The 24,195-nt window shown below is 65.8% G+C and carries 24 protein-coding genes; 14 read left to right on the top strand and 10 right to left on the bottom strand.

Features of this window, described 5'->3' with window-relative positions; genetic code table 11:
- Nucleotides 1-2 precede the first annotated feature (2 nt).
- From fdhF to AAA989_RS08555, 4 genes are all read left to right on the top strand, one after another.
- Complete coding sequence (gene fdhF, locus AAA989_RS08570) at nt 3-2,858, top strand: formate dehydrogenase subunit alpha (protein WP_338242603.1); 2,856 nt, start codon at nt 3-5, stop codon at nt 2,856-2,858.
- Nucleotides 2,855-3,139 (top strand): formate dehydrogenase subunit delta, encoded by a 285-nt coding sequence (locus tag AAA989_RS08565; RefSeq protein WP_338242600.1) that lies wholly within the window; start codon nt 2,855-2,857, stop codon nt 3,137-3,139. Before fdhF ends, AAA989_RS08565 begins: the two co-directional genes overlap by 4 nt.
- Nucleotides 3,140-3,173: 34 nt before the next feature.
- Nucleotides 3,174-3,953, top strand: a complete 780-nt coding sequence (gene fdhD / locus AAA989_RS08560; protein ID WP_338242597.1) for a formate dehydrogenase accessory sulfurtransferase FdhD — start codon at nt 3,174-3,176, stop codon at nt 3,951-3,953.
- Between the two features lie 110 nt (nt 3,954-4,063).
- Nucleotides 4,064-4,522 carry a VTT domain-containing protein gene (locus AAA989_RS08555; RefSeq protein WP_338242596.1) on the top strand — a complete coding sequence of 153 codons (459 nt, stop codon included), beginning with the start codon at nt 4,064-4,066 and terminating at the stop codon, nt 4,520-4,522.
- On the opposite strand, the gene AAA989_RS08550 is transcribed toward AAA989_RS08555, so the two are convergent.
- The 3 genes from AAA989_RS08550 to metX form a co-directional block, all read right to left on the bottom strand.
- The gene (locus AAA989_RS08550; protein WP_338242594.1) at nt 4,519-5,196 is read right to left on the bottom strand and encodes a hypothetical protein; all 678 of its coding nucleotides are present in this window, start codon (nt 5,194-5,196) and stop codon (nt 4,519-4,521) included. The two genes, AAA989_RS08555 and AAA989_RS08550, sit on opposite strands and share 4 nt — an antisense overlap.
- A gap of 84 nt (nt 5,197-5,280) precedes the next feature.
- A complete protein-coding gene (metW, locus tag AAA989_RS08545) occupies nt 5,281-5,886 on the bottom strand; it encodes a methionine biosynthesis protein MetW (RefSeq protein WP_338242592.1) in 606 nt (201 codons plus the stop codon).
- The gene (metX, locus tag AAA989_RS08540) at nt 5,883-6,989 is read right to left on the bottom strand and encodes a homoserine O-acetyltransferase MetX (protein ID WP_338242590.1); all 1,107 of its coding nucleotides are present in this window, start codon (nt 6,987-6,989) and stop codon (nt 5,883-5,885) included. Before metX ends, metW begins: the two co-directional genes overlap by 4 nt.
- Before the next feature lie 97 nt (nt 6,990-7,086).
- Between metX and hisC the strand changes: the two genes are divergently transcribed.
- From hisC to AAA989_RS08525, 3 genes are read left to right on the top strand one after another with little or no spacing between them, the layout of a single operon-like run.
- The gene (gene hisC / locus AAA989_RS08535; RefSeq protein WP_338242587.1) at nt 7,087-8,205 is read left to right on the top strand and encodes a histidinol-phosphate transaminase; all 1,119 of its coding nucleotides are present in this window, start codon (nt 7,087-7,089) and stop codon (nt 8,203-8,205) included.
- Entirely contained in the window at nt 8,202-9,125 is a 924-nt protein-coding gene (locus AAA989_RS08530; RefSeq protein WP_338242585.1) for a prephenate/arogenate dehydrogenase family protein, read from the top strand. Before hisC ends, AAA989_RS08530 begins: the two co-directional genes overlap by 4 nt.
- Entirely contained in the window at nt 9,122-9,889 is a 768-nt protein-coding gene (locus AAA989_RS08525) for an enoyl-CoA hydratase (RefSeq protein ID WP_338242582.1), read from the top strand. The genes AAA989_RS08530 and AAA989_RS08525 overlap by 4 nt, the downstream gene beginning before the upstream one ends.
- Here the strand turns inward: AAA989_RS08525 and trxB are convergent, their stop codons facing one another.
- From trxB to AAA989_RS08500, 5 genes are all read right to left on the bottom strand, one after another.
- Nucleotides 9,890-10,855 (bottom strand): thioredoxin-disulfide reductase, encoded by a 966-nt coding sequence (gene trxB / locus AAA989_RS08520; RefSeq protein ID WP_338242580.1) that lies wholly within the window; start codon nt 10,853-10,855, stop codon nt 9,890-9,892.
- Nucleotides 10,856-10,930: 75 nt separating this feature from the next.
- On the bottom strand, nt 10,931-11,971 hold the full coding sequence (locus AAA989_RS08515; protein WP_338242578.1) for a sodium:calcium antiporter: 1,041 nt from the start codon (nt 11,969-11,971) through the stop codon (nt 10,931-10,933).
- 183 nt (nt 11,972-12,154) lie between these two features.
- Nucleotides 12,155-12,388, bottom strand: coding sequence for a hypothetical protein (locus AAA989_RS08510; protein WP_338242575.1), 234 nt, complete (start codon nt 12,386-12,388; stop codon nt 12,155-12,157).
- Between the two features lie 52 nt (nt 12,389-12,440).
- The gene (locus tag AAA989_RS08505; RefSeq protein ID WP_338242574.1) at nt 12,441-13,295 is read right to left on the bottom strand and encodes a transglutaminase-like domain-containing protein; all 855 of its coding nucleotides are present in this window, start codon (nt 13,293-13,295) and stop codon (nt 12,441-12,443) included.
- Nucleotides 13,289-14,212 (bottom strand): transglutaminase family protein, encoded by a 924-nt coding sequence (locus AAA989_RS08500; RefSeq protein WP_338242572.1) that lies wholly within the window; start codon nt 14,210-14,212, stop codon nt 13,289-13,291. The genes AAA989_RS08505 and AAA989_RS08500 overlap by 7 nt, the downstream gene beginning before the upstream one ends.
- Before the next feature lie 40 nt (nt 14,213-14,252).
- Between AAA989_RS08500 and AAA989_RS08495 the strand changes: the two genes are divergently transcribed.
- On the top strand, nt 14,253-15,023 hold the full coding sequence (locus AAA989_RS08495) for an N-formylglutamate amidohydrolase (protein ID WP_338242569.1): 771 nt from the start codon (nt 14,253-14,255) through the stop codon (nt 15,021-15,023).
- Nucleotides 15,024-15,041: 18 nt separating this feature from the next.
- On the opposite strand, the gene AAA989_RS08490 is transcribed toward AAA989_RS08495, so the two are convergent.
- On the bottom strand, nt 15,042-17,009 hold the full coding sequence (locus AAA989_RS08490; RefSeq protein WP_338242566.1) for a protein-L-isoaspartate(D-aspartate) O-methyltransferase: 1,968 nt from the start codon (nt 17,007-17,009) through the stop codon (nt 15,042-15,044).
- 147 nt (nt 17,010-17,156) lie between these two features.
- Between AAA989_RS08490 and AAA989_RS08485 the strand changes: the two genes are divergently transcribed.
- The 6 genes from AAA989_RS08485 (at nt 17,157) to AAA989_RS08455 (ending at nt 23,477) form a co-directional block, all read left to right on the top strand.
- Complete coding sequence (locus AAA989_RS08485; protein ID WP_338242563.1) at nt 17,157-17,891, top strand: cytochrome c oxidase assembly protein; 735 nt, start codon at nt 17,157-17,159, stop codon at nt 17,889-17,891.
- The gene (locus AAA989_RS08480; protein WP_338242560.1) at nt 17,888-18,568 is read left to right on the top strand and encodes a cytochrome b; all 681 of its coding nucleotides are present in this window, start codon (nt 17,888-17,890) and stop codon (nt 18,566-18,568) included. The genes AAA989_RS08485 and AAA989_RS08480 overlap by 4 nt, the downstream gene beginning before the upstream one ends.
- Nucleotides 18,569-19,219: 651 nt before the next feature.
- The gene (locus AAA989_RS08470; protein WP_338242558.1) at nt 19,220-19,633 is read left to right on the top strand and encodes a c-type cytochrome; all 414 of its coding nucleotides are present in this window, start codon (nt 19,220-19,222) and stop codon (nt 19,631-19,633) included.
- The gene (locus AAA989_RS08465; protein WP_338242556.1) at nt 19,626-20,603 is read left to right on the top strand and encodes a cytochrome c oxidase subunit II; all 978 of its coding nucleotides are present in this window, start codon (nt 19,626-19,628) and stop codon (nt 20,601-20,603) included. The genes AAA989_RS08470 and AAA989_RS08465 overlap by 8 nt, the downstream gene beginning before the upstream one ends.
- On the top strand, nt 20,600-23,191 hold the full coding sequence (locus AAA989_RS08460) for a cbb3-type cytochrome c oxidase subunit I (protein ID WP_338242554.1): 2,592 nt from the start codon (nt 20,600-20,602) through the stop codon (nt 23,189-23,191). The genes AAA989_RS08465 and AAA989_RS08460 overlap by 4 nt, the downstream gene beginning before the upstream one ends.
- Nucleotides 23,192-23,195: 4 nt before the next feature.
- Nucleotides 23,196-23,477 (top strand): hypothetical protein, encoded by a 282-nt coding sequence (locus tag AAA989_RS08455; RefSeq protein WP_338242551.1) that lies wholly within the window; start codon nt 23,196-23,198, stop codon nt 23,475-23,477.
- Nucleotides 23,478-23,481: 4 nt separating this feature from the next.
- On the opposite strand, the gene AAA989_RS08450 is transcribed toward AAA989_RS08455, so the two are convergent.
- The gene (locus tag AAA989_RS08450) at nt 23,482-24,108 is read right to left on the bottom strand and encodes an exopolysaccharide biosynthesis protein (protein WP_338242549.1); all 627 of its coding nucleotides are present in this window, start codon (nt 24,106-24,108) and stop codon (nt 23,482-23,484) included.
- Nucleotides 24,109-24,195: the final 87 nt, after the last annotated feature.

Genomic DNA, 24,195 nt, shown 5'->3' with positions numbered 1-24,195 from the left:
TTATGGGATACGAAGCCCCAAAGGATTTCGGCACTCCGGAAGTCAAGTCGGACGAGAAAGTCACGCTGACGATCGACGGACGCAGCGTTACCGTGCCGGCCGGCACCAGCGTGATGCGCGCGGCCACGGTTGCGGGTGGCCAGATCCCCAAGCTGTGCGCGACGGACAACGTGAAGAGCTTCGGCTCGTGCCGCCTGTGCCTGGTGGAGATCGAGGGTGCGCGCGGCACGCCCGCCAGCTGCACCACGCCCGTTTCCGAAGGCATGAAGGTGAAGACGCAGACTCCGCGGCTGGAAAAGCTGCGCAAGGGCGTGATGGAGCTGTATATCTCCGATCACCCGCTCGACTGCCTCACCTGCTCCGCCAACGGCGATTGCGAACTGCAGGACGAAGCGGCGAACGTGGGCCTGCGCGACGTGCGTTACGGCTACGAGGGAGCGAACCACCTCGGCTTCGAGACCGACAACTCCAATCCCTATTTTCACTTCGATCCCTCGAAGTGCATCGTGTGTTCGCGCTGCGTGCGCGCCTGCAACGAAGTGCAGGGCACCTTCGCGCTCACCATCGACGGGCGCGGGTTTGCCAGCATGGTTTCCGCCGGTCAGGACGATGACAATTTCCTCTCCAGCGAATGCGTGAGCTGCGGCGCCTGCGTGCAGGCGTGCCCCACGGCCACGCTGCAGGAGAAGAGCGTCAAGGAAGTGGGCCTGCCCGAACGCAGCGTCGTCACCACCTGCGCCTATTGCGGCGTGGGCTGCACCTTCCGCGCCGAAATGCGCGGCGAACAGCTGGTGCGCATGGTTCCCTACAAGGATGGCAAGGCCAATCGCGGCCACTCCTGCGTGAAGGGTCGCTTCGCCTACGGCTATGCCAATCACAAGGATCGCATCACCAGCCCGATGGTGCGCGACAGCATCGACCAGCCGTGGCGCGAGGTTACCTGGGAAGAAGCGCTGGAATTCACCAGCAGCAAGATCAAGGCGATCAAGGACGAGCACGGCGCGGGCGCGCTGGGCGGCATCACCTCCAGCCGCTGCACCAACGAGGAAACCTTCCTCGTGCAGAAGCTGATCCGCTCCGTCTTCGGCGCGAACAACGTCGATACCTGCGCGCGCGTGTGCCACTCGCCCACCGGCTATGGCCTGAAGACGACGTTCGGCACGAGCGCCGGCACGCAGGATTTCGACAGCGTGCAGCATACGGACGTGGCGCTGGTGATCGGCGCCAATCCCACGGACGGGCACCCGGTCTTCGCCAGCCGCCTGAAGAAGCGCCTGCGCGAAGGCGCGAAGCTGATCGTCATCGATCCGCGCCGCATCGACCTGGTGCGCACCCCGCATGTCGAGGCCGCGCATCACCTGCCCTTGCAGCCCGGCACCAACGTCGCCGTGCTCACGGCGATGGCGCACGTCATCGTCACCGAGGGCCTGTGCGACATGGATTTCATCCGCGAGCGGTGCGACGTCGACGCCTTCGAGGAATGGGCGCGCTTCGTTTCCGACGAGCGGCACAGCCCCGAGACGCTGGAGCCGGTCACGCGCGTCCCCGCGGATGACCTGCGCGAGGCCGCGCGCCTCTATGCCACGGGCGGCAACGCGGCGATCTACTATGGCCTGGGTGTCACCGAGCACTCGCAGGGCTCCTCCACCGTGATGGCGATCGCCAACCTCGCCATGTGCACCGGAAACATCGGCAAGCCCGGCGTGGGCGTGAACCCGCTGCGCGGCCAGAACAACGTTCAGGGCGCCTGCGACATGGGCAGCTTCCCGCACGAACTGCCCGGCTATCGCCACCTTTCCGACGGCGAGACCCGCGCCATGTTCGAGAAGGACTGGGGCGTTTCGCTGGACCCGAACCCGGGCCTGCGGATCAACAACATGCTGGATGCCGCCGTCGATGGCAGCTTCAAGGCGATCTACATCCAGGGCGAGGACATCCTTCAGTCCGATCCCAACACCCAGCACGTGGCCGATGGCCTTTCGGCGATGGACTGCGTGATCGTCCACGATCTCTTCCTCAACGAGACCGCGAACTACGCCCACGTGTTCCTGCCCGGCTCCACCTTCCTCGAGAAGAACGGCACCTTCACCAATGCAGAGCGCCGCATCCAGCCGGTGCGCAAGGTGATGGAACCCGCGAACGGATACGAGGACTGGGAAGTCACCCAGCTGCTGGCCAACGCGCTGGGCGCGAACTGGAACTACACGCACCCCAGCGAGATTCTCGACGAGATCGCCCGCCTCACCGGCAGCTTTGCCGGGGTTTCGTGGGACATGCTCAACGAGCGCGGCAGCGTGCAGTGGCCGGTCAACGAGAAGCATCCCGATGGCTCGCCCGTCATGCACATGGAAGGCTTCGTGCGTGGCAAGGGCCTGTTCGTGGTGACGGACTACGTGCCCACCGACGAGAAGACCGGTCCGCGCTTCCCGCTGCTGCTGACCACCGGCCGCATCCTCAGCCAGTACAATGTCGGCGCGCAGACGCGGCGCACGGCGAACACCGTCTGGCACGAGGAGGACCTCCTCGAGATCCACCCGGTCGATGCGGAGAACCGCGGCCTCAAGGATGGCGACTGGACCAAGCTTTCCAGCCGCACCGGCGAGACGACCCTGCGCGTGAAGGTCACCGATCGCGTGGCGCCGGGCGTGGTCTACACCACGTTCCACCATCCCGCGACGCAGGCGAACGTCGTCACGACCGACTATTCGGACTGGGCCACCAACTGCCCGGAATACAAGGTGACGGCGGTGCAGGTCACGCCCAGCAACGGCCCGACCGACTGGCAGGAAGACTACCAGGAGCTGACCGAGCGTTCGCGTCGCATCGCGGGCGAAGATGCCGTGGAGCCCGCCGAATGAGCAAGGACACCCAGGCAACGCTGGTGCGCTTCGCCAACCAGATCGCCAAGAACTTCGTGGCCATCGGCCACGACAAGGCGGTGCTGGCGACGGCGGACCATATCGAGAGCTTCTGGGATCCCCGGATGAAGAACGCCATCTTCACCGGCGACCGCTCCGGACTGGATCCGATCGCTGCAGAAGCCATCGCGCATCTGGCGGAACAGGGCAATCCGGGTTCGCAGACCCGCGCTACCGACTTTTCCAAGGCGGGCGAGCTGCACAATTCGGATGCGGGCTAGCAGGCGAAGTCCGCTTGCTTGAGCGGAGCTGGCAATGTCCGACCTGACCCAATTCTCGGCCGACGGCTCGCAAGAGCCGATCTCCCGCCAGTGGGTGCCAGAGGTGCCGGTTGCGCTGGAATACAATGGCCTGTCCTACGCCGTGATGATGGCCACCCCCCACGACCTGGAGGATTTCGCGCGAGGCTTTGCCCTGACGGAGGGGCTGGCGCGAACACCCGGAGACATTACCGACATCGCCATCGCCGAAGTCGATCACGGATGGATCGCCCGCGCGCAGCTGACCGGCCTCGGCATCGAGAAGCTGACCGAGCGCGTGCGGACCCGCGTCGCGGAATCGAGTTGCGGGCTGTGCGGGATCGAAAACCTGGAAGCGGTCAGCGCGCCGCTGCCGCCGGTCGCGGCGCATCACCCGCTCGACCCCCAGGCCATCTTCGCCGCACTGGCCAGGCTGCGCGACCACCAGCCTCTGACCGCGAAGACGGGCGCAGCCCATGCGGCCGCCTATTGCTCTGCCAAAGGGGCGATCCTGCACGCACGCGAGGATGTCGGTCGGCACAACGCGATGGACAAGCTGGTCGGCGCGCTGGCTGCGGCGGCGCAGCCCGCCGGAGACGGCTTCATCCTCTCCAGTGCGCGCTGTTCCTACGAGATCGTGGAGAAGGCCGTGCGGGCCGGTGCCACGCGGCTCGTCACCATTTCGCTCCCCACCTCGATGGCGGTGGAACGCGCACGGGCAGCGGGGCTCAGCCTCTGGTGCCTCGCCCGCGACGACAGCGTGCTCCTCGTGAACCACGGCCGATCGGAAGCCTGATTCTGTTGCCGCCCGGCAACGCAATTTCAGGACTTGTGTGGTATACGGGAACCGGTTCGGAGAATCGGCCTTAAGTTATCATGGAAGCTTTCATCTCATCCATTCTGCCAATGGCGCTGCTGGACAGTCTTGCCGCCATGCCGATGGGTATCCTTGCGCTCCCCGCCCTGCTCGCCGCCGTGACGGCCTCCCTCGTTGCCATGTCGGTGCCCGGCGCGGTGAACACCATGTCGTTTCTCAGCGGACTCGTGCTCGGTCTCGGCGGCATCCTGGTCGTCGCGCTGGGGTGTGCCGTCGGAAGCCACCTGCTCTTCCTGATTACCCGGCGCTGGCTGGGCGAACGCATGCGTCGGCGCTTTGGCAAGCGACTGGACGGCATCCAGGATCACCTGGCCCGCCGTGGCCCGCTATACGTCGTCGGCGCGAGGCTGGGCGGTGTGCCGCATGTCATCGTCACCGCGGGATGCGCCGCCACGCCGATGGGAGCGCGAGCGTTTCTCGCCGCGAGCCTGCTGGGCATGCTTCCGGCGATTTCCCTGTCGGCCATTGCAGGTTCCGCGCTGTTCTAGGCTGCAAGACCGATCCACGCTGCCAGGCCGTCGATGATCGAGCGGCCGCCCAGCCTGTCGAGAATGAGCGGCTCGATCCCGATAAGCTGGATCAGCGCGAACCAGCCCGTCAGCGTCAGAGCCAGCCATGGCCGGCGATAGATCGCTAGGTCATAGAGGCATAGCGCGATGAACGGCAGGACGATCGCCACCTGTTCGCCGTAAGGGACCGGCGGAACGAAGAGCCCGATCACCTCCATAGCCGCTTCCGCACCCGCGCTGGCGAGAAACGCCACGCTGCCAAGCATCAGTCGCTTGTGAATGAACGGACGCCTGTTCAGCGCAATGCCCAGTGCCGCAAGAACGATGCCCATTCCAGTCTGGAGGAGTTCGAACACCGCGACAGTATCGGTCTTGCTGCCATGATCGTACTGCTCGACGACGGCGAAATAGCCGCTCAGCAGCACGAGCCCGATCAATGCCGTCGCCGCCAGGCCGATCCGTTTGTGAAGGGAGCGCTCGCTTTGCCGGATCAGCAGAACCTGCACCAGGAAAAGCGTTACCCAGCTCAGAAATGCCAGCCCCTGCAGCGTGGCGAGCACGGACATCGGCGGAAATTCGCCGGGGAAAGACAGCCGCCATATGATCGGCGTGCCGAAACCTACGAGAGAGGCGGCGAAAAGCCAGGCGGCCATTGCAAGAAAGAACCACCGGTCGGCTTTCGGTCTGCTTGCAACTGCTCTTGCCATGTCGCCCCCGGATCGGGCGATGCTTACCAGCTAGCGGCTCAATTGGAAAACCGCATGTTCGGCGCGCCAGTTGGCGTTTCCTCCACCGATCTCGCGCCCCTTGGCGAAGAACCAGCTGCCTTTCACCTCCACGCCGCGTGCCTCCAGCAGTTCGCGAAAGTCGGTGACGGTAAGGTGGTGAATATTGGCCGTCTCGTACCAGCTTCCCGGCAGGTGGCGCGTCACCGGCATGCGGCCGTCGCGCAGCAGGGAAAGGCGCATGCGCCAGTAGGCGAAGTTGGGAAAGCTGACGAACGCCTCGCGTCCCACGCGCAGCAATTGCTCGAGCAGCCAGTCGGGGCGCTGGGCGGTTTGCAGCGTCTGGCTGAGAATGGCGACATCGAAGGCGCCGTCCGGATAGTCCGAAAGGTCGCGATTGGCATCGCCCTGTATGACGGAAAGCCCGCGCGACACGGCCTTCGCCACGGCCTCGGCGTCGATCTCCATGCCGCGCGCGTCGCAGGACCGCTGGCTTTCCAGCACTTCCATCAGGTCGCCTTCGCCACAGCCGACATCCAGTACGCGGCTGCGCGGCGGCACGTGATGCGCGATCTTGGCGAGATCGGGCCGCAGGCCGAAGGTGACGGGCGGGGTCATCGGCCGAGGAACCCTTCAACCACCCGGTCGAGCGCGGGTACGTCGAGCAGGAAGCTGTCGTGCCCGTAGGGCGCCGAAAGCTCGACGAAGCTGACCGGCGCGGCCACCGCGTTCAGAGCGTGCACGACCTCGCGCATGTCGGCGGTGGTGTAGAGCCAGTCGGTATCGAAGCTGACAAGACAGAAGCGCGTGTCCCCTGCCCCCCGGAAGGCATCGGCCAGGCGGCCGCCGTGCTCTTCCGCAAGATCGAAATAGTCCATCGCGCGGGTGATGTAGAGATAGCTGTTCGCATCGAAGCGGCCGGTGAAGCTCAGCCCTTGGTGTCGCAGGTAGCTCTCCACCTGAAAATCTGCATCGAAACCGAAGCTCTTGGCCTCGCGGTCCTGCAGGCGCCGCCCGAACTTCGCGGTCAGCCCTTCTTCGGACAGGTAAGTGATATGCGCGGCCATGCGCGCCACGGCCAGGCCCTTGGCCGGGGCATCGCCGTCATAATAGTCTCCGCCCCGCCAGTTGGGATCGGCCATGATCGCCTGGCGTCCCATTTCGTGGAAGGCGATGTTCTGCGCCGAGTGGCGGGCAGTCGTGGCGATGGCGAGCACGCGGTCGGTGCGCTCCGGGAAATTCGCGGCACAACACAGGGCCTGCATGCCGCCCATCGAGCCGCCGACGACGGCGTGCAGCCGCTCTATTCCCAGGGCATCCAGCATCGCCATCTGCGCGCGGACCATGTCGCGAATGGTGATGACGGGAAAGCGCATGGCGAAGGGCCTGCCGTCCGCATCGGGCGAGGATGGCCCGGTGGAGCCCAGGCAACTGCCGATCACGTTGGCGCAGATGACATGGAACCGGTCCGTATCGATCGGCTTTCCCGGGCCCACCATGCGATCCCACCAGCCCGGCTTTCCGGTCGCGGGATTTGTGCCGGCCACGAACTGGTCGCCGGTCAGCGCATGAAATACGAGCACGGCATTGTCCCTGCCATCCGCCAGATCGCCGTAGGTTTCGTAGGCGATCTGCACGCCTGCCAGTTCACGGCCGCTGTCCAGCGGCAGAGGCGCGCCCAGCGTAAGGGTGCGAAAGTCTATTGCGCTTGTCGTGGCCATGGTCTCGTCGGGCGGGCTTGGGCGAGGCGAAGCGGGCTGTCAATCGCTGCAAATGGCGGCTATGCGCGCTTTTCGAAAACTGACGGGACCCCTTCGCATGGCCGAGACAAGCCGCCCAACCGCCAAGCCGCAGATGAAGCCCTATGTCGAGGCGATCCACGCCTATGTGCCGGGCAAGAGCGCGGGTGCGGACGGCAAGCCGCTGGTCAAGCTTTCGGCCAACGAGAATCCCCTGGGTTGCTCCCCCCTCGCGCTCGAAGCGCTGGGCAAGATCGCCTCGCCCGCCGCCTATCCCGATCCCGGTTCGACCGCACTGCGCGAGGCGATCGGCGAACTTCACGGCATCGATCCGACGCGCATCGTCTGCGGCACGGGCTCCGACGAGCTGCTGAACCTGGCTGCCCAGGCCTTCGCCGGGCCGGGCGACGAGGTGATGTTCAGTCGCTTCAGCTTTTCCGTCTACGACATTGCCGCGCGCCGCTGCGGGGCGACGCCGGTGGAAGTCGAGGATGCGGATTTCGCTGCCGATGTCGATGCCATGCTGGCCGCCGTTACGGATCGCACCCGCGTCGTCTTCATCGCCAACCCCAACAATCCCACCGGCACCTTCCTTGCACGCGGCGAGCTTGCCCGCCTGCATGCGGGACTGCCCGCAAACGTCCTGCTGGTGGTGGATCAGGCCTACGCCGAATATCTCGCTCCCGGGAATGAAGACGGCGGGCTGGAGCTGGCTGCATCCAGCGAGAACGTGCTGGTCACCCGCACTTTCTCGAAGATCTACGGGCTTGCCGGAGAACGCATCGGCTGGGCCACGGGCGCTCCGCACCTGATGGCCGCGCTGAACCGCATTCGCGGGCCTTTCAACGTCACGACGAGCGGTCAGCGTGCCGCCGTTGCAGCGCTGGGCGATCAGGACTTCGTAGAGCGCAGCCGGGAACACAACACGTCTGCCCGCGCCCGCTTCGCCGATGCCATCGGCTCGCTGGGCAACCACGGCCTGCGCGCCGTGCCGAGCGAGGCCAATTTCCTGCTCGTCCTGTTCGAAGGCGCGCTGTCGGCCGAAGACGCCCTGACAGGCATAGCCGAAGCGGGATACGCCGTGCGGCATCTGCCGGGACAGGGTCTGCCGCAGGCCCTGCGCATCACCATCGGCACCGACGCGCAGATGGCCGACATCGCCGAGCGCCTTCGCACCATGTGCGAGGGGCGACGATGAGCTTTCAGCGCGTCGCCGTTATCGGCCTCGGCCTGCTCGGCGGTTCAATCGGGCTGGCAGTCAGGGAGCATCTGCCCGGTGTCGCCACCACCGGGTTCGATAGCGACGTGGCGGTGCGCGAACGGGCGCGGGAGCGGGCCTTGTGCGACGGGATCGTGGATGATCCCGCAGAGGCGGTTCGCGGCGCGGACCTCGTCATCCTGTGCGTCCCGGTCGGCGCGATGGAAGCAGCGGCGAGAGACATCGCTCCCGGCCTCGATCCCGATGCCGTCATCAGCGACGTCGGCTCCTCGAAGCTGAGTGTCGCGCGCAGCCTGGCGAAAGTGCTGCCGGACCACACGATCATTCCCGCCCACCCGGTGGCAGGCACCGAGCAATCCGGGCCGGACGCGGGTTTCGCCAGCCTGTTCCACCAACGCTGGTGCATCCTCACTCCGCCTGCAGGCGCGCCCCCGCAGAAGGTGAAGGCGCTGGAGGAGTTCTGGCAGGCACTCGGCTCCACTGTGGAAGTGATGGACGCCGAACACCACGACATGGTGCTGGCCGTCACCAGCCACATCCCCCACCTCATCGCCTATACGATCGTCGGAACCGCCAGCGACCTTGAAGAGGTGACCCGCAGCGAGGTGATCAAGTATTCCGCCGGCGGCTTTCGCGACTTTACCCGCATTGCCGCCAGCGATCCGGTGATGTGGCGCGATGTGTTCCTGAACAACCGCGATGCGGTGCTGGAAATGATGGACCGGTTCCTGACCGATCTCGGCATGATGCGCGAAGCGATCCGGGCGGGCGATGGCGAGATGATGTTCGACCAGTTCAGCAAGACCCGCGCGATCCGTCGCCGGATCATCGAACAGGGGCAGGACGACGCGCGGCCCGATTTCGGGCGCCACGATCACGACCCGGAGGATAGCGAATGAGCGAGCATATCGAGGTCTCTCGCGACGGTAACCTGATGGCGGTGGTGCTGAACCGCCCGGACAAGAAGAACGCGCTGACGGACGCCATGTACGGCACGCTGGTGGAGGCGCTGGAGACCGCCCAGGCGAACGACAAGGTGAGGGCGGTGGTGATCCGCGGCGCGGGCGATACCTTCTGCGCCGGTAACGACATCGGCGATTTCCTTGCCGCCGCGAGTTCCGGCGACATAGCCAAGGCGAACGTGTTCCGCTTCATCCGCCTGCTCGCGACCTTCGGCAAGCCGCTGCTTGCGGGCGTCCAGGGCAAGGCCGTTGGCATCGGCACCACGCTGCTGCTGCACTGCGACTATGCCGTGCTGGCCGAGGACGCGCAGCTGACGACGCCTTTCGTCGGGCTGGGGCTCGTGCCGGAGGCTGCATCCAGCCAGCTGCTTCCCGCCATGGTGGGCCATTCCCGCGCCTTCGCCATGCTGGCGATGAACGAGGGCATGGACGCCGGCGAAGCGAAGGCAGCGGGCCTCGCAAATGCCGTGGTGCCGGTCGCGCAATTGCAGGAAGCGGTCGAGTCCGCCGCCCGCCGCATTGCCGCGCTGCCTCCCGGCGCGGTGCAGGCGACAAAGGCCCTGATGCGCGATGGCGATGCCCTCGCCGCCGTGGTCATGAAGGAGGCCGAGGTCTTCGCTCGGCGGCTCCAGAGTGCCGAGGCGCGCGAGGCTTTCATGGCCTTCATGGAAAAACGCGCGCCCGACTTTTCGAAGGGCTGATTACTCCGCCGCTTCCTTCTGCGCGAATTCCAGCGTCGCCAGGAAGCGTTCGGCATCCAGCGCGGCCATGCAGCCGGTGCCCGCCGCCGTAACCGCCTGGCGGTAGGTGTGGTCCATCACGTCGCCACAGGCGAACACGCCGGGGATGGCGGTCTTGGGCGTGCCGGGTTCGACCAGAAGGTAGCCGCTTTCGTCCATCGGCAGCTTGCCCTTGAACAGTTCGGTCGCCGGGGCGTGGCCGATGGCGACGAAGGCGCCGTCCACTTCCAGTTCGCTCTTCTCGCCCGTTACCGTATCGACCAGCTCCAGCTTCGCCAGCGCGCCATTTTCGCCCGCCACGAAGCGTTCGACGGTCTTGTTCCACAGGGTGCTGATCTTGTCCGACTTGAACAGCCGATCCTGCAGGATCTTCTCGGAGCGAAGCTCGTCGCGGCGATGGATCAGGGTCACATCGTCGGAATGGTTGGTTAGGTAGAGCGCCTCTTCCACTGCGGTATTGCCGCCGCCGATCACGGCAACTTTCCTGCCGCGATAAAAGAACCCGTCGCAGGTGGCACAGGCGGAAACGCCCTTCCCGCCCAGTTCCTGCTCTCCCGGCACGCCCAGCCACTTGGCCTGCGCGCCGGTGGCGATCACCAGCACGTCGCCCACGTATTCGTCACCGCTGTCGCCGATGGCGCGGAAGGGCGAGCCGCCTTCCAGGTCCACCTCGACGATCGTGTCCCACATCATGCGCGTGCCGACGTGCTCGGCCTGCTTCTGCATCTGCTCCATCAGCCACGGGCCCTGGATCACGTCGGCAAAGCCGGGATAGTTCTCCACGTCGGTGGTGATGGTCAGCTGGCCGCCGGGCTGCAGGCCCTGCACGACGATCGGCTCCATCCCGGCGCGCGCGCCGTAGATGGCGGCCGAATAGCCGGCAGGACCGGAGCCGATGATGAGCATGCGGGTGCGATGGGTGGTCATTCTTGTCTCGATTCGCTGATTGATATTCCGAGGTAGGAAGCCACTCGATTCGGTGCAAGCGAACCGCTGCGCTTCTCAACGGGCGAAAACACCCGCCAGTATGGCCCACATCCCCAGCCCGTAGACGATCAGCACCGCCCAGCTGTCCAGCCCCATGCGCGCCACCACCAGCCCGCGCCGGGTGATGATGCCGGTGCAATAGATCGCCGTGAGCACCAGCGCGAGGATGGCGGCGGCCATCGAGGCAGGCTGCACCATGGTCAGCACGGGGCCCTCCGGATGCAGCACGTCCACCAGCAGGATCAGCGAGGTATCGAACATGTTGCCGCCCAGCACGTCGCCGATGGCAAGGCTCGCGCGGCCCAGCCGCATGGCCGCCAGCGCGGTGGAGAATTCGGGCAGCGAAGTCGCCGCCGCCAGCAGCGTGAGTCCGACGATGCCGCCCCCGGTGCCGGTGTTCTCGGCGATGCCCTCGGCCGACAGCGTCAGCACCGTGCCGGCCACCATGATCGCCGCGCCCGCCAGCACGGCGCGCAGGGCCAGCGTGCGGTTCGAGATATCGCTTTCGCCGGAGGCCTCGGGATCGGTGCCGGAAAAACGCCCGGGCCGCCAGCCGTTGTCGTCGCAGCGGCTCAGCAGCCAGGCCCCGAACAGATAGGCCAGCATGGTGAGCAAGGCGAAGGCGCCGATGCCCAGCACGGGGATGGCGAATTCTCCCACCACGACCCCGAAGGCGATGATCGCCAGCATTATGATCGCCAGCTGCGCATTCGCCATTACGCTGGCACTGGTGACGCGCGAGGTGACCGCGCGCCCTCCATATACGAGGTCGACCAGCGCGAGGGCCACAAGCTGCACGGCCACGCTGCCCAGCAGGTTGTTCACCGCCATGTCGCTTTCGCCGCGAAGCGCCGCGGTGCCGCTGGTCGCGATTTCCGGCAGCGAAGTGACCGCGCCCAGCAGGACCACGCCGATCACGGCATGGCCCAGGCTGGATCGCTGGGCGATCAGGTCCGCATAGCGGGCAAGCTTCTGGCCCAGGAAATAGACCGCCACCGCACCTGCAAGGAACCACGCGGCGAGCATGGGCAGCGACATCGCTGTGAAATCAGGCATACAGACTAAAGCCCGTGCCGCAGCGCCCGTTCCGCGACGGGCAACCTGAAATGCGAAATGCTTAAACCGTAAAGTCGATTCTGGCTATGGGCGGAAAAGGAGTCCTCCGGCCTTGCCAGACGCAGAAAGGGGAGCGAGCCCGTTGCGGGCTGCTCCCCTTCCTTCATGCGCGTCAAGGCGTGATCAGGTGTTGGGCGTGCCGGGCGTCTTCGGCGTGGTGGGATCCTGTTCCGCCTTGTCCGCAAGACGCTTAACCAGATAACCTCCGCCAACCAGGGCCAGCAGGGTGGGAAGGCGAAGACGCCTCACCAGCGGAACGGCAACCGCGCCGAGAACGGCACCCGTGGTGCCACCCATCTTGCGACTTTCGCTGCCCAGTTTCGCGCCGATCCCGGCGCCGATTAGCTTGCCAATCATGTGATATCTCCTTTGCCCGCATAACGGACAAGATGCGGCGATGGTTCCACCGTCAGGGCTGCGGCAACGCCGTCTGTTGCGGCGGCAAAGTGAGGTCGGTCGAGGCCACTTCGTCGGTATGGACCTCGAAATTGGCGAGAAGTGCGGTGCCGAAGGCGGTCGTGATGGCGGCATCGGTGGCGTCCCTGCCCCGGGCCATGACGATGCGGGCGATGCGCGGGGTGTTGTGGCGCGCATCGAAGGCATACCACTGGCCGCCGATGTAGGCTTCGAACCAGGCGGAAAAATCCATCGGGGCGTCGATCGGCTCGATGCCGATGTCGCCCAGATAGCCGGTGCAATAGCGGGCCGGGATATTGACCGCGCGGCACAGCGTGATCGCCAGGTGCGCAAAGTCGCGGCACACGCCGAAACGCTCGTCATAGGCGCTTCTCGCGGTGCGCTCGCTGCTGGCTTTCATGTAGTCGAACTCGATCCGCTCGTGGACGGCATCGACGATGGCCTGCACCCGCTCCCATCCGGTCTCGCGCCCTTCCACCACCTTCCAGCCTTCGTTGCCCAGCTGGCTGACTTCGCAGTAGCGCGAGCTCATCAGGTAATGCAGGGTCTCGTAAGGCAGGTCCTCGACGCTGTCCTGCATGGCACCGGGCACGACGCGGTCGGGCTGGCCGCTGTCCTCGATCACGAAATCGTTCGAGAGGGTGATGCCGCCGGCAGGAATGATGAGCCTGGAGCAGACGTTTCCATAGAAATCGATGAACTGGCGGACCGGTACTTCCGGTTCCGTGCGCAGGACCTCCGGCGTGCGAAGATCCTTCTGGCGTTCGGGACGGACATGCAGAAGCGCCAGGAGCGGAACGTCGCGATCGGTTTCAAAGCGGATGTTGAACCCCGTCCGGATCAGCATGATCTGGCCTCCTTGTGTTGCGGGAAATCGGCATGGCTGGTCGACAGGTCGACGCGCTTGATTCTCACGTCCACGTCCATGTCGATATGACTTCCCTCCAACCCCAGCCATGTGCCCGACAGGGGCACGGCCTGCGCGGGATCGCGCGCCACCGCGACCCGGATAAGTCCCCGGTTGCCGACGATGCCGTTGGTGGGATCGAATTCTATCCACCCGGATCCGGGCAGGAAGATGCGCACCCAGGCGTGGGTGCTGTGCCCGCCCACCCGCGCATCCTCGTCGCCCGGGTGGTAGAGGTAGCCCGAAACGAAGCGCGCCGCAAAGCCGAGCGCCCGCACGGCCTCCATCATCAGCACGGCGAAATCGCGGCAGGTACCCGACCGCAGCGCAAGCGTCTTGAGCGGCGGCTGGATTCCCTTGGTCTCGCGGCGCTGATAGGCGAAGTCGTTCCTGATGGCCTTGGTGATGGTCTTGAGGAGATGGAGCGTGGAGGCGTCGCCGCCCGGATCGATCATGTCGCGCACCCAGCTGTCCAGTTCGCGGCTGGTGTCCGGATAGTCGCGTTCGATGGATCGCAGCAGGTCCGGCATGTCTTCGGCCGAATAGGTGAAGGGATAGGTGCTGGCATAGGGCTCCACCGCGATGTCGTCCTCGCCGGTCGGCAGGTGCTCCACCTCGGCAGTGCCGCTGATCTCCAGCGCATCGGCGCGCTCGTCGAAAGTGGCGATCGCCACGGCATTGCCGAACACGTCCTGCAGCCAGCGAAGCGATCTTGGCTCCGGATCGATGTCGAGCGAGGCGGACAGTACGCGCTGGTCGTAGCTCTCCCGCGGGCGCACCAGGATACGGTGTTCGCCGAATTCGACGTCTCGCCGGTAGCGATATCGGGTGACGTGATTGATGGAAACGGTGGGCATGACTGGTCTGACCGAATGAAAACTGCAAGGGTTACGCCCAATGTCAGGCATCGCTCTCTTGAACCCTTCAGACCCCGATCCGGTCCAAAGTATTTGTAATCCATCGCACACCAGCCCCTTTTTGCTGGTGGGCGACCATGCCGGTACGGCCATTCCGCAAAGGCTTGGCGATCTCGGCCTTTCAGCCGAGGATCGCGCCCGCCACATCTTTGTCGACCTGGGCGTGGAACGCCTGGGCCGGCTGATGTCCGAGCGGTTGAAGGCCCCGTTCGTGTGGCAGGCCTATTCGCGCCTGGTGGTGGACTGCAATCGCAAGCCCGCGACAAGGGACTGGGCTGCGCCGATCAGCGACGGCACCCGGATTCCGGGCAACTGCGACCTTTCCGAAGGCGATCTGGCCGCGCGGCACGACGAAATCTTCGAGCCCTACCATGCCGCGATCGCCGACATGATCGACCGGCGGACCAAGCGGGGTATCGAGACGATCCTGATCTCGCTGCACAGTTTCACGCCTCAAATGCAGGGAAAGCGGCGGCCCTGGGAGCTCTGCGTACTGCACGATGGCGCGCGTTATGCATTCGCCAAGGACGTACTGGCGCACCTGCAAACAGGCGATCGGGTTATCGGCGACAACGAGCCCTACCGCATGGACGAAACCGACTACACGGTACCGCGTCACGCCTTCGCCCGCGGCCTGCGTTACGCCGAGATCGAGGTCCGCCAGGACATCGTGCTGGACGAGACGGAAACCGTCGTCGCGCTGCTGGCAGACGCGTTCGAGGCAGCGGCGCGCGACGCGGAGAAACGGTAAGGGCTCTCCGGAAACCGTCTACAGCCCGAAGGGAAAGGTTTCCGGCACACCCTTGGCGGAGTGGGTGGTCTCCAGCGCCTGCAGGGCCCGCGTCTCGTCGAACCAGCAATAGGCGTCGAACTGGTCCGGCAGCACTGCTTCGCTGTAATGGCTCCATCGCTCGGTTTCGGGCCGGTATATGACGCCGATGAACCGCTCCAGCCGTGGCTCCTTCAGGCGTTCGGCAAGGTCGGGGTGCTGGGAGAGATCGAGCAGGAAGCTTTCTACGCCGCTCTCGTGGCACAGCCGCTCGTAACTGTCGCGCCGCGAGGGATTGACCTGCTTCGTCTCGCGCTCGCCATCCCAGTCGGTTGCAGCCGTCACCGTGCCGCCGTGCGTTCCGAAGCCGATCAGCGCGACATCCTCGCCCCAGCGTTCGCGTGCGAGCTGGCCGATATTGTGCTCGTCCCTGACGGCGCCCATGTCGGTCGCGCGGGCATCCCCGATGTGGCTGTTGTGCGCCCAGACCACGGCCTTCGCCTGTTCGCCGCCGTTCTCCAGCAGGTGTTCCAGCGTGTCGGCCATGTGGCTGTCGCGCAGGTTCCAGCTTTCGCTGCCTCCGTAATACATGACGCGGTAGTATCTCTCGGCGGAAGCCACGAGCCGTGCGTTCATGGCCGCGGAGAACGATCCCTCGCCCTCCAGAGCGCGGTCGAGCAGGTCGCGGCACTGGTCGATCACCGCCTCCTCGCATTCGGCATAGCCCCTGGTCAGCGCGGACCGACCGTAAGTCGCCGGATCCGCCTGCCACGGCGTAAGACAACCGTAGCGCTCGCGAGCGACGGCGGCCGCTTCCGGGTCGTGTTCGTCGAGATAGGCCAGCACGGCTTCGATCGAGGCGGACATGTTGTAGATGTCGAGACCGTAGAAGCCGACTTGGTCATCGCCCTTCCTGGCGGCGTTAATGTCCCGCAGATCGTTCAGGAAGCCCGGCATCACGGTGTTGCGCCACATCCACGTGGGAAAACGGGTGAAGGGCCTGGCCGCACCTTCGGGCGGCTGTTCGCCGCGAATGAAACGGTTGTAGACGGCCGCATCCGGCCAATCGCCTTCCACGGCGACGATCGAGAAGCCATGCCGCTCCACCAGGTGGCGGGTGATCGCCGCGCGCGCGGCGTAGAATTCGTGGGTGCCGTGGCTGCACTCGCCCAGCATGACGATCCGCTTGTCGGCGAACCTGTCGAAATGCGCGCCGAAGGCCGGATCGTCGATATCGGGCAGCGCAATGGCGGCGCGGGCGATCAATTCGGGCGTCGAGAGATCGCGGGCGGGGCGGTGGTCCGACGAGGCACGCGCTCCGTCCTGCGGCACGACACCCTCCAGCAACGGCACGAAGCGCACCGCCGTGATATCGTGGCTGCGCCAGTCGTTCTCGCCCGTGCGCTCCACGCACCGCAGTTGCTGCATGTTCTCCCCGCCCACCGGGATTATCAGCCGGCCGCCGACCTTGAGCTGCTGCTTTAGTGCCTCGGGCACCTTGTCGATGCGGGCCGCCACGATGATGGCGTCGAAAGGCGCTTCCTGCGGCAGGCCTTTCATACCGTCGCCGGTAATGACCGAGCAATTGTCATAGCCCAGCCGCTCGATCCGCTCGGCAGCTTCCCGGGCGAGCTTTTCGTGCCTCTCGATCGCGTGGACACCGGAAACGATGTGCGACATGACAGCGGCGGCATACCCGGACCCTGCGCCCACCTCCAGCACCCGGTGGCCGGCTGCCAGGTCCGCCGCATCGATCATGCAGGCAACGATATAGGGCTGGCTGATCGTCTGGCCTTCGCCGATGGGCAGAGGCGCATCGTCGTATGCGAACTCGCGCATGGGCTCGGTGACGAATTCCTCGCGCGGCACTTGCCGAAACGCATGCAGGATTGCCTCGTCGTCGATACCGCGGGCGGCCAGCTGCCGCTCGACCATCGCCCTGCGCCGGTTTTCGCTGTCGTTTGTCATGGCGTCTGCTCCGCTTTGGTCTGCACTGGAAAAGCGAGCAACAGGGCGCGACGTTCCGAACCGGGCCGCTATCCGCAACGGAACATTGCCCGTCGAGCCGCATTGGCAACCAGAGTACCGCAGTCTTGCGGAGGGAGCTGCCAGGACATGACAGGCCCGGAAATCTGGATACCCTACTGCGGCGCCGCTCCGGTGCCCGCGCAGTGGCTCGCGCGGTGGAACTTCGATCCGGCCCTGCTTCTCGTCCTCGGCAGCGCGCTCGGCTTTTGCCTGGTGCGTCCCTCGAGCGACAGGCTCGTGCAATGGATGCGGCTGGGCACCCTGGCCCTGACCTTCCTGCTTTTTGTCAGTCCGTTCTGCGTTCTGGGATCGGCGCTGTTTTCGGCGCGGACCGTTCATCACATCCTCCTCGTCGCCCTGCTCGCGCCGATGGCGGCGACCGCGCTGGAACTGCACCGGCACAAGCTGCCCGGAACCTTCGCCCAGTGGACCGTGGCGCAGGCAGCGGTGTTCTGGCTGTGGCACGCGCCGCCCGCCTATGAGCTGGCCTTGTCCAGCGATCTGGCGTTCTGGGCCATGCAGGCAACGATCTTCGGCAGTGCCGCGGTATGGTTCGCGCATCTGCGGCAGCAGCGCGCCGGCACGGCCGTGGTGGGCCTGCTGGCAACGATGGTCTCGATGGGACTGCTGGCCGCCCTGCTGACGTTCGGCGGCGCTGCCTTCTACGCGCCGCACGCCCTGACGACATCCGCCTGGGGCCTCGGCCCGCTGGAAGACCAGCAGATCGCCGGCCTGATCATGTGGGCACCGGGATCAGCGATCTACCTTCTTGCCGCGGTGACGATCCTCTATCGCTCTCTCCAGCCCGCCACGGCGCGATGAAACCGTGGATCCAGCAATGGCGCGAGTGGTCGCTCACCTATCGCGACCGCGGCAAGTACACGCCGGTCGGCGTTGCATTTCACTGGATCATGGCCGGGCTCGTCATGTTTCAGCTGGTGTCGGGCTGGCTGATGCAGCGCTACCTGGTGGGCGGAGACAAGCTCGATGCCTACGAACTCCACAGCGAGATCGGGTTAAGCCTCCTGCTGCTGGGCGCGCTTCGGCTTTTGTGGCGACTGATCGTACCGGGACCGATCAACGATGCCGACAACCAGGGCTGGCGCTCGACGGTCGCGCACGCGATCCATGCGGCCTTCTACACCCTGTTCGTGCTGCTGCCTCTCAGCGGCTGGATCATGTGGTCTGCCATACAGCCTGCCCGCGAACTGTCGCTGGCCGGCATTGTCAGGGTGCCGGGCATGCCGTTTCAGGACCTGTCGCCCGAATGGCAGTTCTGGGTGCTGGCAAATGCCCAGGACTTGCATGTCCTGTGCGTCGTGGTGCTGTCGCTCCTGATCCCGGCCCACGCCCTTGCGGCTATCAAGCACCACTTCTGGGATCGGGACGACGTGTTTGAAGGCATGCTTCCCGACGTACCGGATTCGCACTGGAACCCGACAGCTGCGAAGCATACCGGGAGAGAGGAAGCAGCTCCTCCTCGCGCAGGAGGGAACTGATCCGCTGCATCGCGCCACCCGGGTCGCCATAGCGCTCGCCCTGCCGCCAGTGGCGCAACTGCGCCTCGAGATAGGGCGCGGGCTGCGCTGACACTGGCGGATTGCCCTCGCCAACGCCCATGCCGTTATCGCCATGACACGACGCGCAGGCTTCGACGCCGCGTTCCGGGGCGCCGTAGTGATAGAGGCAGGCCGCGTGATCGCTTCCCGGCGGCACCTGCAGCGCGCCGTCCCGCGTCACGGGCGGAATTGGGAGCCGGGAGTAATGGCCGGCGACCTTCTGCCGCGATGGCCAGTCGAGATGATCGGCGATCCACACCATCTGCGGGTGGCGGCGCTGCCCGGCCGAGAAATACTCCAGCTGGCGCGCGATGTATCCGGGGTTGAGGCCGGCCAGCCGGGGCGAGAGGTTGCCGTCCCCCTCCCCGTCGAGCCCGTGGCAGGTAATGCACGCTCCGCGCGCGCCCGCATCGCCTCCGCTCAGGGCGATCAGCTCCCCCGTCGCCTCGAACCGGTCCACGGTCGGCTCGGCCTCAGTGCATGCGCCAAGCGCGAGCGCCGCGGCCACCGGAAGCAGCGATTTGCGTGGTTTGTGGGGGGCGGAGGCCATCGGCTTGGGAACCATCCCGGGCAAAGACAGGTTCCCGATGGATGAGGGGAAGGCTGTCCATGAACCCTGCCGCGCATCGAACGAAGGTGTTGTTCGCTCTTGCCGCGTGCGGCAGCCTTGGCCTGACGGCATGCAAGGACGCTCCGGGACCGCGCTACGTTCGTGGCGGCGCGGATGCCGAGAATGGCCTCGCACTGATCGAGCGGACCGGATGCGGTGCCTGCCACGAAATACCCGGCCTGGACTGGCCTAAGGGCCGGACCGGCCCTTCGCTTGTGGGTTTCGACGATATCGGGCTTATCGCGGGCCACCTTCCCAACACGCCCGAAAACCTTGCCTGGTTCGTCCGCAACGCACCCGAGGCGAAGCCGGGCTCCGCCATGCCGGCCATGCCGCTCGACGAACAGGAAGCGCGCGACGTTGCGGCCTATCTCTACAGACTGAACGATGCTTGATCCGCTGTGGGGTTGGCCTCCGCCGGTGCTCGACCCGGCAGGACCATACGCCCACAGTGTCACGATCCTCGCATGGGCGCTGTTCGGCATGGGGCTCGTCGTCACCACGATCATCGTCGCCGCCTTGTGGGTGGCGGCGAAGGGACCGGACAGGTGGCGCAAGCGACTTGGCGGAGAGCGCGCGATCTGGATCGGCGGTGTGGCCTTCCCCGGCGTGGTGCTGACAGGGCTGCTGATCTGGGGCCTGACCCTGACGGCGTCGCTTACCGAGGACATTACCGGCGAGGAAATGCGCGTGCGCGTCACTGGCGAGATGTGGTGGTTTCGCGTCGAATACCTCGACGCCGACGGCAACGTGGTGATGGCGGACGCCAACGAATTGCATATTCCCGCCGGGCAACCCGTCGTTCTCGAACTTGAGAGCGCCGACGTGATCCACAGCTTCTGGGTGCCGAACCTGTCGGGGAAGATGGACATGATCCCCGGTCGCACCAACCTGCTGCGCATCCAGGCCGACGAGGCAGGACAGTTCGGCGGCGTCTGCGCGGAATATTGCGGCGGGCCCCACGCGCTGATGGGCTTCGTTACCGTGACGCACGATGCGCAGGAATGGCGCGACTGGCGCGAGGCGCGACTGACACGGCTGGAAGCGCCGGCACCCGGTGCGCCGCCTGGCGGAGACGGGATCGCCGCTTCGCTCGATGGCCGCGAGCTGTTCATGGATAGCGGTTGCGGCGCCTGTCACACCGTCGCGGGGACCGAGGCCAACGGCCTCACCGGCCCCGACCTGACCCATCTCGCTTCCCGCCTGTCGCTGGGAGCGGGCATCCTGCCCAACCATCGCGGCACCCTGATCGGCTGGATTGCCGACAGCCAGTCGATCAAGCCCGGAAACCGCATGCCCAGCTACGACCGGCTTTCCGCCGAAGAGCTGACGGCAATCGCCATCTGGCTGGAGCAGCAGCAATGAGCGAAGCGCGGGGGGGACGCGAGCCGCACGATGGCGGCGACCGGCTCATCGCGTCCGAAACCGGTTTCGATCACGATCTCTATCGGCTGTTCCCCGACCACAGCCCCCGGCCCGATGGCGAGGTGGAGGAACTGGAACGGATCTGGGACAACCCCAGGGGCTGGGGACTGCTGACGGTCGTCAACAACAACTACATCGGCTTCTTCTACGTCGCCGCGGCGTTCCTGTTCTTCTTGCTGGCGGGCATCCTGGCGTTGGGCATGCGCGTGCAGCTGGCCGCCCCGTTGCAGGACTTCCTGCCGCAGGAAACCTACAACCAGTTCTTCACCATGCACGGCACGGTGATGATGTTCCTCTTCGCTGTGCCGGCGGTGGAGGCGCTGGGGGTCATGCTGTTGCCGCAGATGCTGGCCGCCCGCGACCTGCCGTTTCCACGCCTGTCTGCCTATGCGTTCTGGGCCTATCTCGTGGGCGGGCTGTGCTTCTTCGCCTCCATCTTCGTGGGGCTCGCGCCCGATGGCGGGTGGTTCATGTATCCGCCGCTCACCTCGATTGCCTACAGTCCCGAGATCAACACCGATTTCTGGCTGCTGGGCATCGGCTTCATCGAGATCAGCGCCATCGCCGGTGCGATCGAGATCATCGTCGGCGTGCTGCGCACGCGTGCGCCCGGCATGACACTTGACCGGATGCCGATGTTCGCCTGGGCCATGCTGGTCTTCGCGGTGATGATCGTGATCGCCTTTCCCAGCGTGATCCTGGGCACCTTGCTTCTGGAACTGGAACGCGCGTTCAACTGGCCGTTCTTCGATCCCACGCGCGGCGGCGACCCTCTGTTGTGGCAGCACCTGTTCTGGTTCTTCGGCCACCCGGAGGTCTACATCATCTTCCTCCCGGCGGCGGGCCTGATGAGCATGATGGTGGCCAGCATCGCGCAGACCCCGCTGGTGGGCTATCGCCTCAACGTCATCGCGCTGGTGGCTACCGGCTTCATCAGCTTCGGCGTGTGGGCGCATCACATGTTCGCCACCGGCATGCCGCGCGTATCGACCGGATACTTCAGCGCCGCGAGCATGGCAGTGAGCCTGCCGGCGGGGATCCAGGTGTTCTGCTGGATAGCCACACTGGCCGTGGGCAGGATACGCTGGTCCACCCCTGCCCTGTTCGTCGTCGGCTCCATCGTCATCTTCACCATGGGCGGCCTCACCGGCGTGATGGTGGCCATGGTGCCGTTCGACTGGCAGGCGCACGACACCTACTTCATCGTCGCTCACCTGCACTACGTGCTGCTTGGCGGCATGGTGTTCCCGATGTTCGCGACGTTCTATCACTGGGTGGGAATGACCAGCCGCAACCCCCTGCCGGAGAAGACCGGAAAATGGGTGTTCTGGCTGATGTTCACCGGCTTGCACGTCACCTTCCTGCCGATGCACCTGACCGGGATGATGGGCATGCCGCGACGGGTCTATACCTACCTGCCCGACCGGGGGCTGGACCTGCTCAACCTGGTATCCACCATCGGCGCCTTCATCATCGCCGCGGGCGTGCTGCTGTTCCTAGTCGATCTCGCCCGGTCCTTCCGCTTCACGACCGATCACGATGCCGGCAACATCTACGGCGGCGGCACACTGGAATGGCTGCCCACGGGAATGTACTCCACCCGCTCGATCCCTCTCGTACGCAGCCGCGAACCGCTGTGGGACGATCCCGACGTCTGCGACGACGTGAAAGAGGGGCGCTATTTCCTGCCCAACAGCGTGACGGGACTGCGCGAAACCGTGATCACCTCGCCCGTCAACGCGGAGCCGCAATACCTGCAGATCATGCCGGGCCCTTCGCCCTGGCCGGTGGCGGCGGCCGTCGGCACGTCCGGCTTCTTCCTGTCGCTGACGATCCAGGGCTATGCTTTCGCCGCCTTCTGCGGAGTGGTGGCCCTGGCCTGCGTGCTGCGCTGGCTGTGGGAAACGGACGTGCCGATCCAGCAGGAGACGGCGGAGATCGGCGCGGGCATAACCGTGCCCATCGCCGTCACCGGCCCTTCCAGCCACTCGTGGTGGGCGCTCAACACCCTGCTGGTCGTCATGGGGATGATCGGCTTCATGGGGCTGTTCAGCTATCTCTATCTCTACGGCATCCATCCCGAAGTCTGGATCGCCGCGCCGCCCATGCTCGAAACGGTCGGGGTGGCGCTGCTGTCGCTGGCCGCGGTCGGGCTCGCCTGGCTCTCGCGCCGTTTCCTCGCCGCGCACCCCAAGGGGGAATTTCCGGGCCAGCTGCCGTGGCTCAGCGCGGCCCTGGGGGCTGGCTGCACGCTCGGCGCCGTCTGGCTCGACTGGACCGGGTGGGAAGCCGCTGGCCTTCTTCCCACCGCGAGCGGGCAGGGGGCGACGGTGTTCGGCATGCTAGCCTACCAGGCCTGCGGCGTTGCCGTGGCGGCGATCATGGCGCTCTACCTCGGCTTTCGCAGCGGGCGCGGACTGCTGACTACGCCAACCAGCGTCACGCTGGATGTGGTGACCCGCTTCATCGGCTATATCGGACTGCAGGGCGCGATCTTCGCGCTCGTCATGCGGCTTTTTCCGGGGTGAGGCGATGGACGAGGACTTTCGCAACCGCACCGACTACCGGACGCTGGCCATGGCGCTTGGCCTGTGGGCGGCGCACTTCGGCCTGCTGTGGGTGGCCAGCAGCGTGTTTCCCGATCAGCCGGCGGCGCGGTGGATCGCGCTGGCGCTTACCCTTGTTGCCGCGGCGGGGCTTTTCTGGCTGTGGCGATGCGCCGGGCGTCCTCCTGTCACCAGCGTGGCGGGGCTGGGCCTGGCGATAGCCGCCGTCGGCATTGCATACGATTTCGCGCCCGCCGTGGTGGGATAGCGGATCAGCCTTCCCCCTCCCCGCCGGAGCCGCAGAAACCGCTCGAACCGACCAGCCCGGCACCCAGCGCCAGCGAGGCGGCGCTCAGTCCCAGGGCTATCAGCATCAGCAGTCCGTCGCGCACCAGGAGCGCCAGCCCGAACGCCGCGATGGCCAGCATCGGTGCGGTACTGGCGAAAGGCAGGAACTCCAGCGGCGGCACCGTGCAGCACAGGATGATGATCGCAACGGCGGCCACGCGCGGCCAGGGTTGCTTGACGAAACGCGGCATCCGCCCGTGAAACCACTTGTCCAGCCTTCGCGCGGTGCCGTTCAGCTTGTCCGCTGCCTTGTGCAGCTTGCTTGCCGAAACGGTGCGGTTCTGGATGAAGCCGGGCAACCAGAGGTGATCCTTGTCGAACAGCATCTGCACCGCCGTCAGGGCGATGATGAGCGCGAGGAAAGTTGGCACGCCCGGAATGCCGCCGATGGGGGTGATCTCGACCAGCGCGGGGATCAGCAGCGTCGGGCCGTAGGACCTGTCTCCGATCGCATCCAGCACGTCGCCGACCGAGACCTTGTCCTCGCTGTCGGCGACTTCGCGCAGACGGTCGAGAATGTCGCAGACGGAATGGACTTCCACGGAAGACATCGCTTTGGTTTCACTGTTCAAATCATTCTCCATTCGCATCGACAGCGCCGATCCGGTGACCAGGCATGATCTCCAGACGCGGCTGCG

Source organism: Aurantiacibacter hainanensis (genome assembly GCF_036321025.1).
Taxonomy (GTDB): domain Bacteria; phylum Pseudomonadota; class Alphaproteobacteria; order Sphingomonadales; family Sphingomonadaceae; genus Alteraurantiacibacter; species Alteraurantiacibacter hainanensis.
The sequence above is the reverse complement of the archived record's forward strand: the minus strand, read 5'-3'. Positions and strand labels throughout refer to the sequence as shown.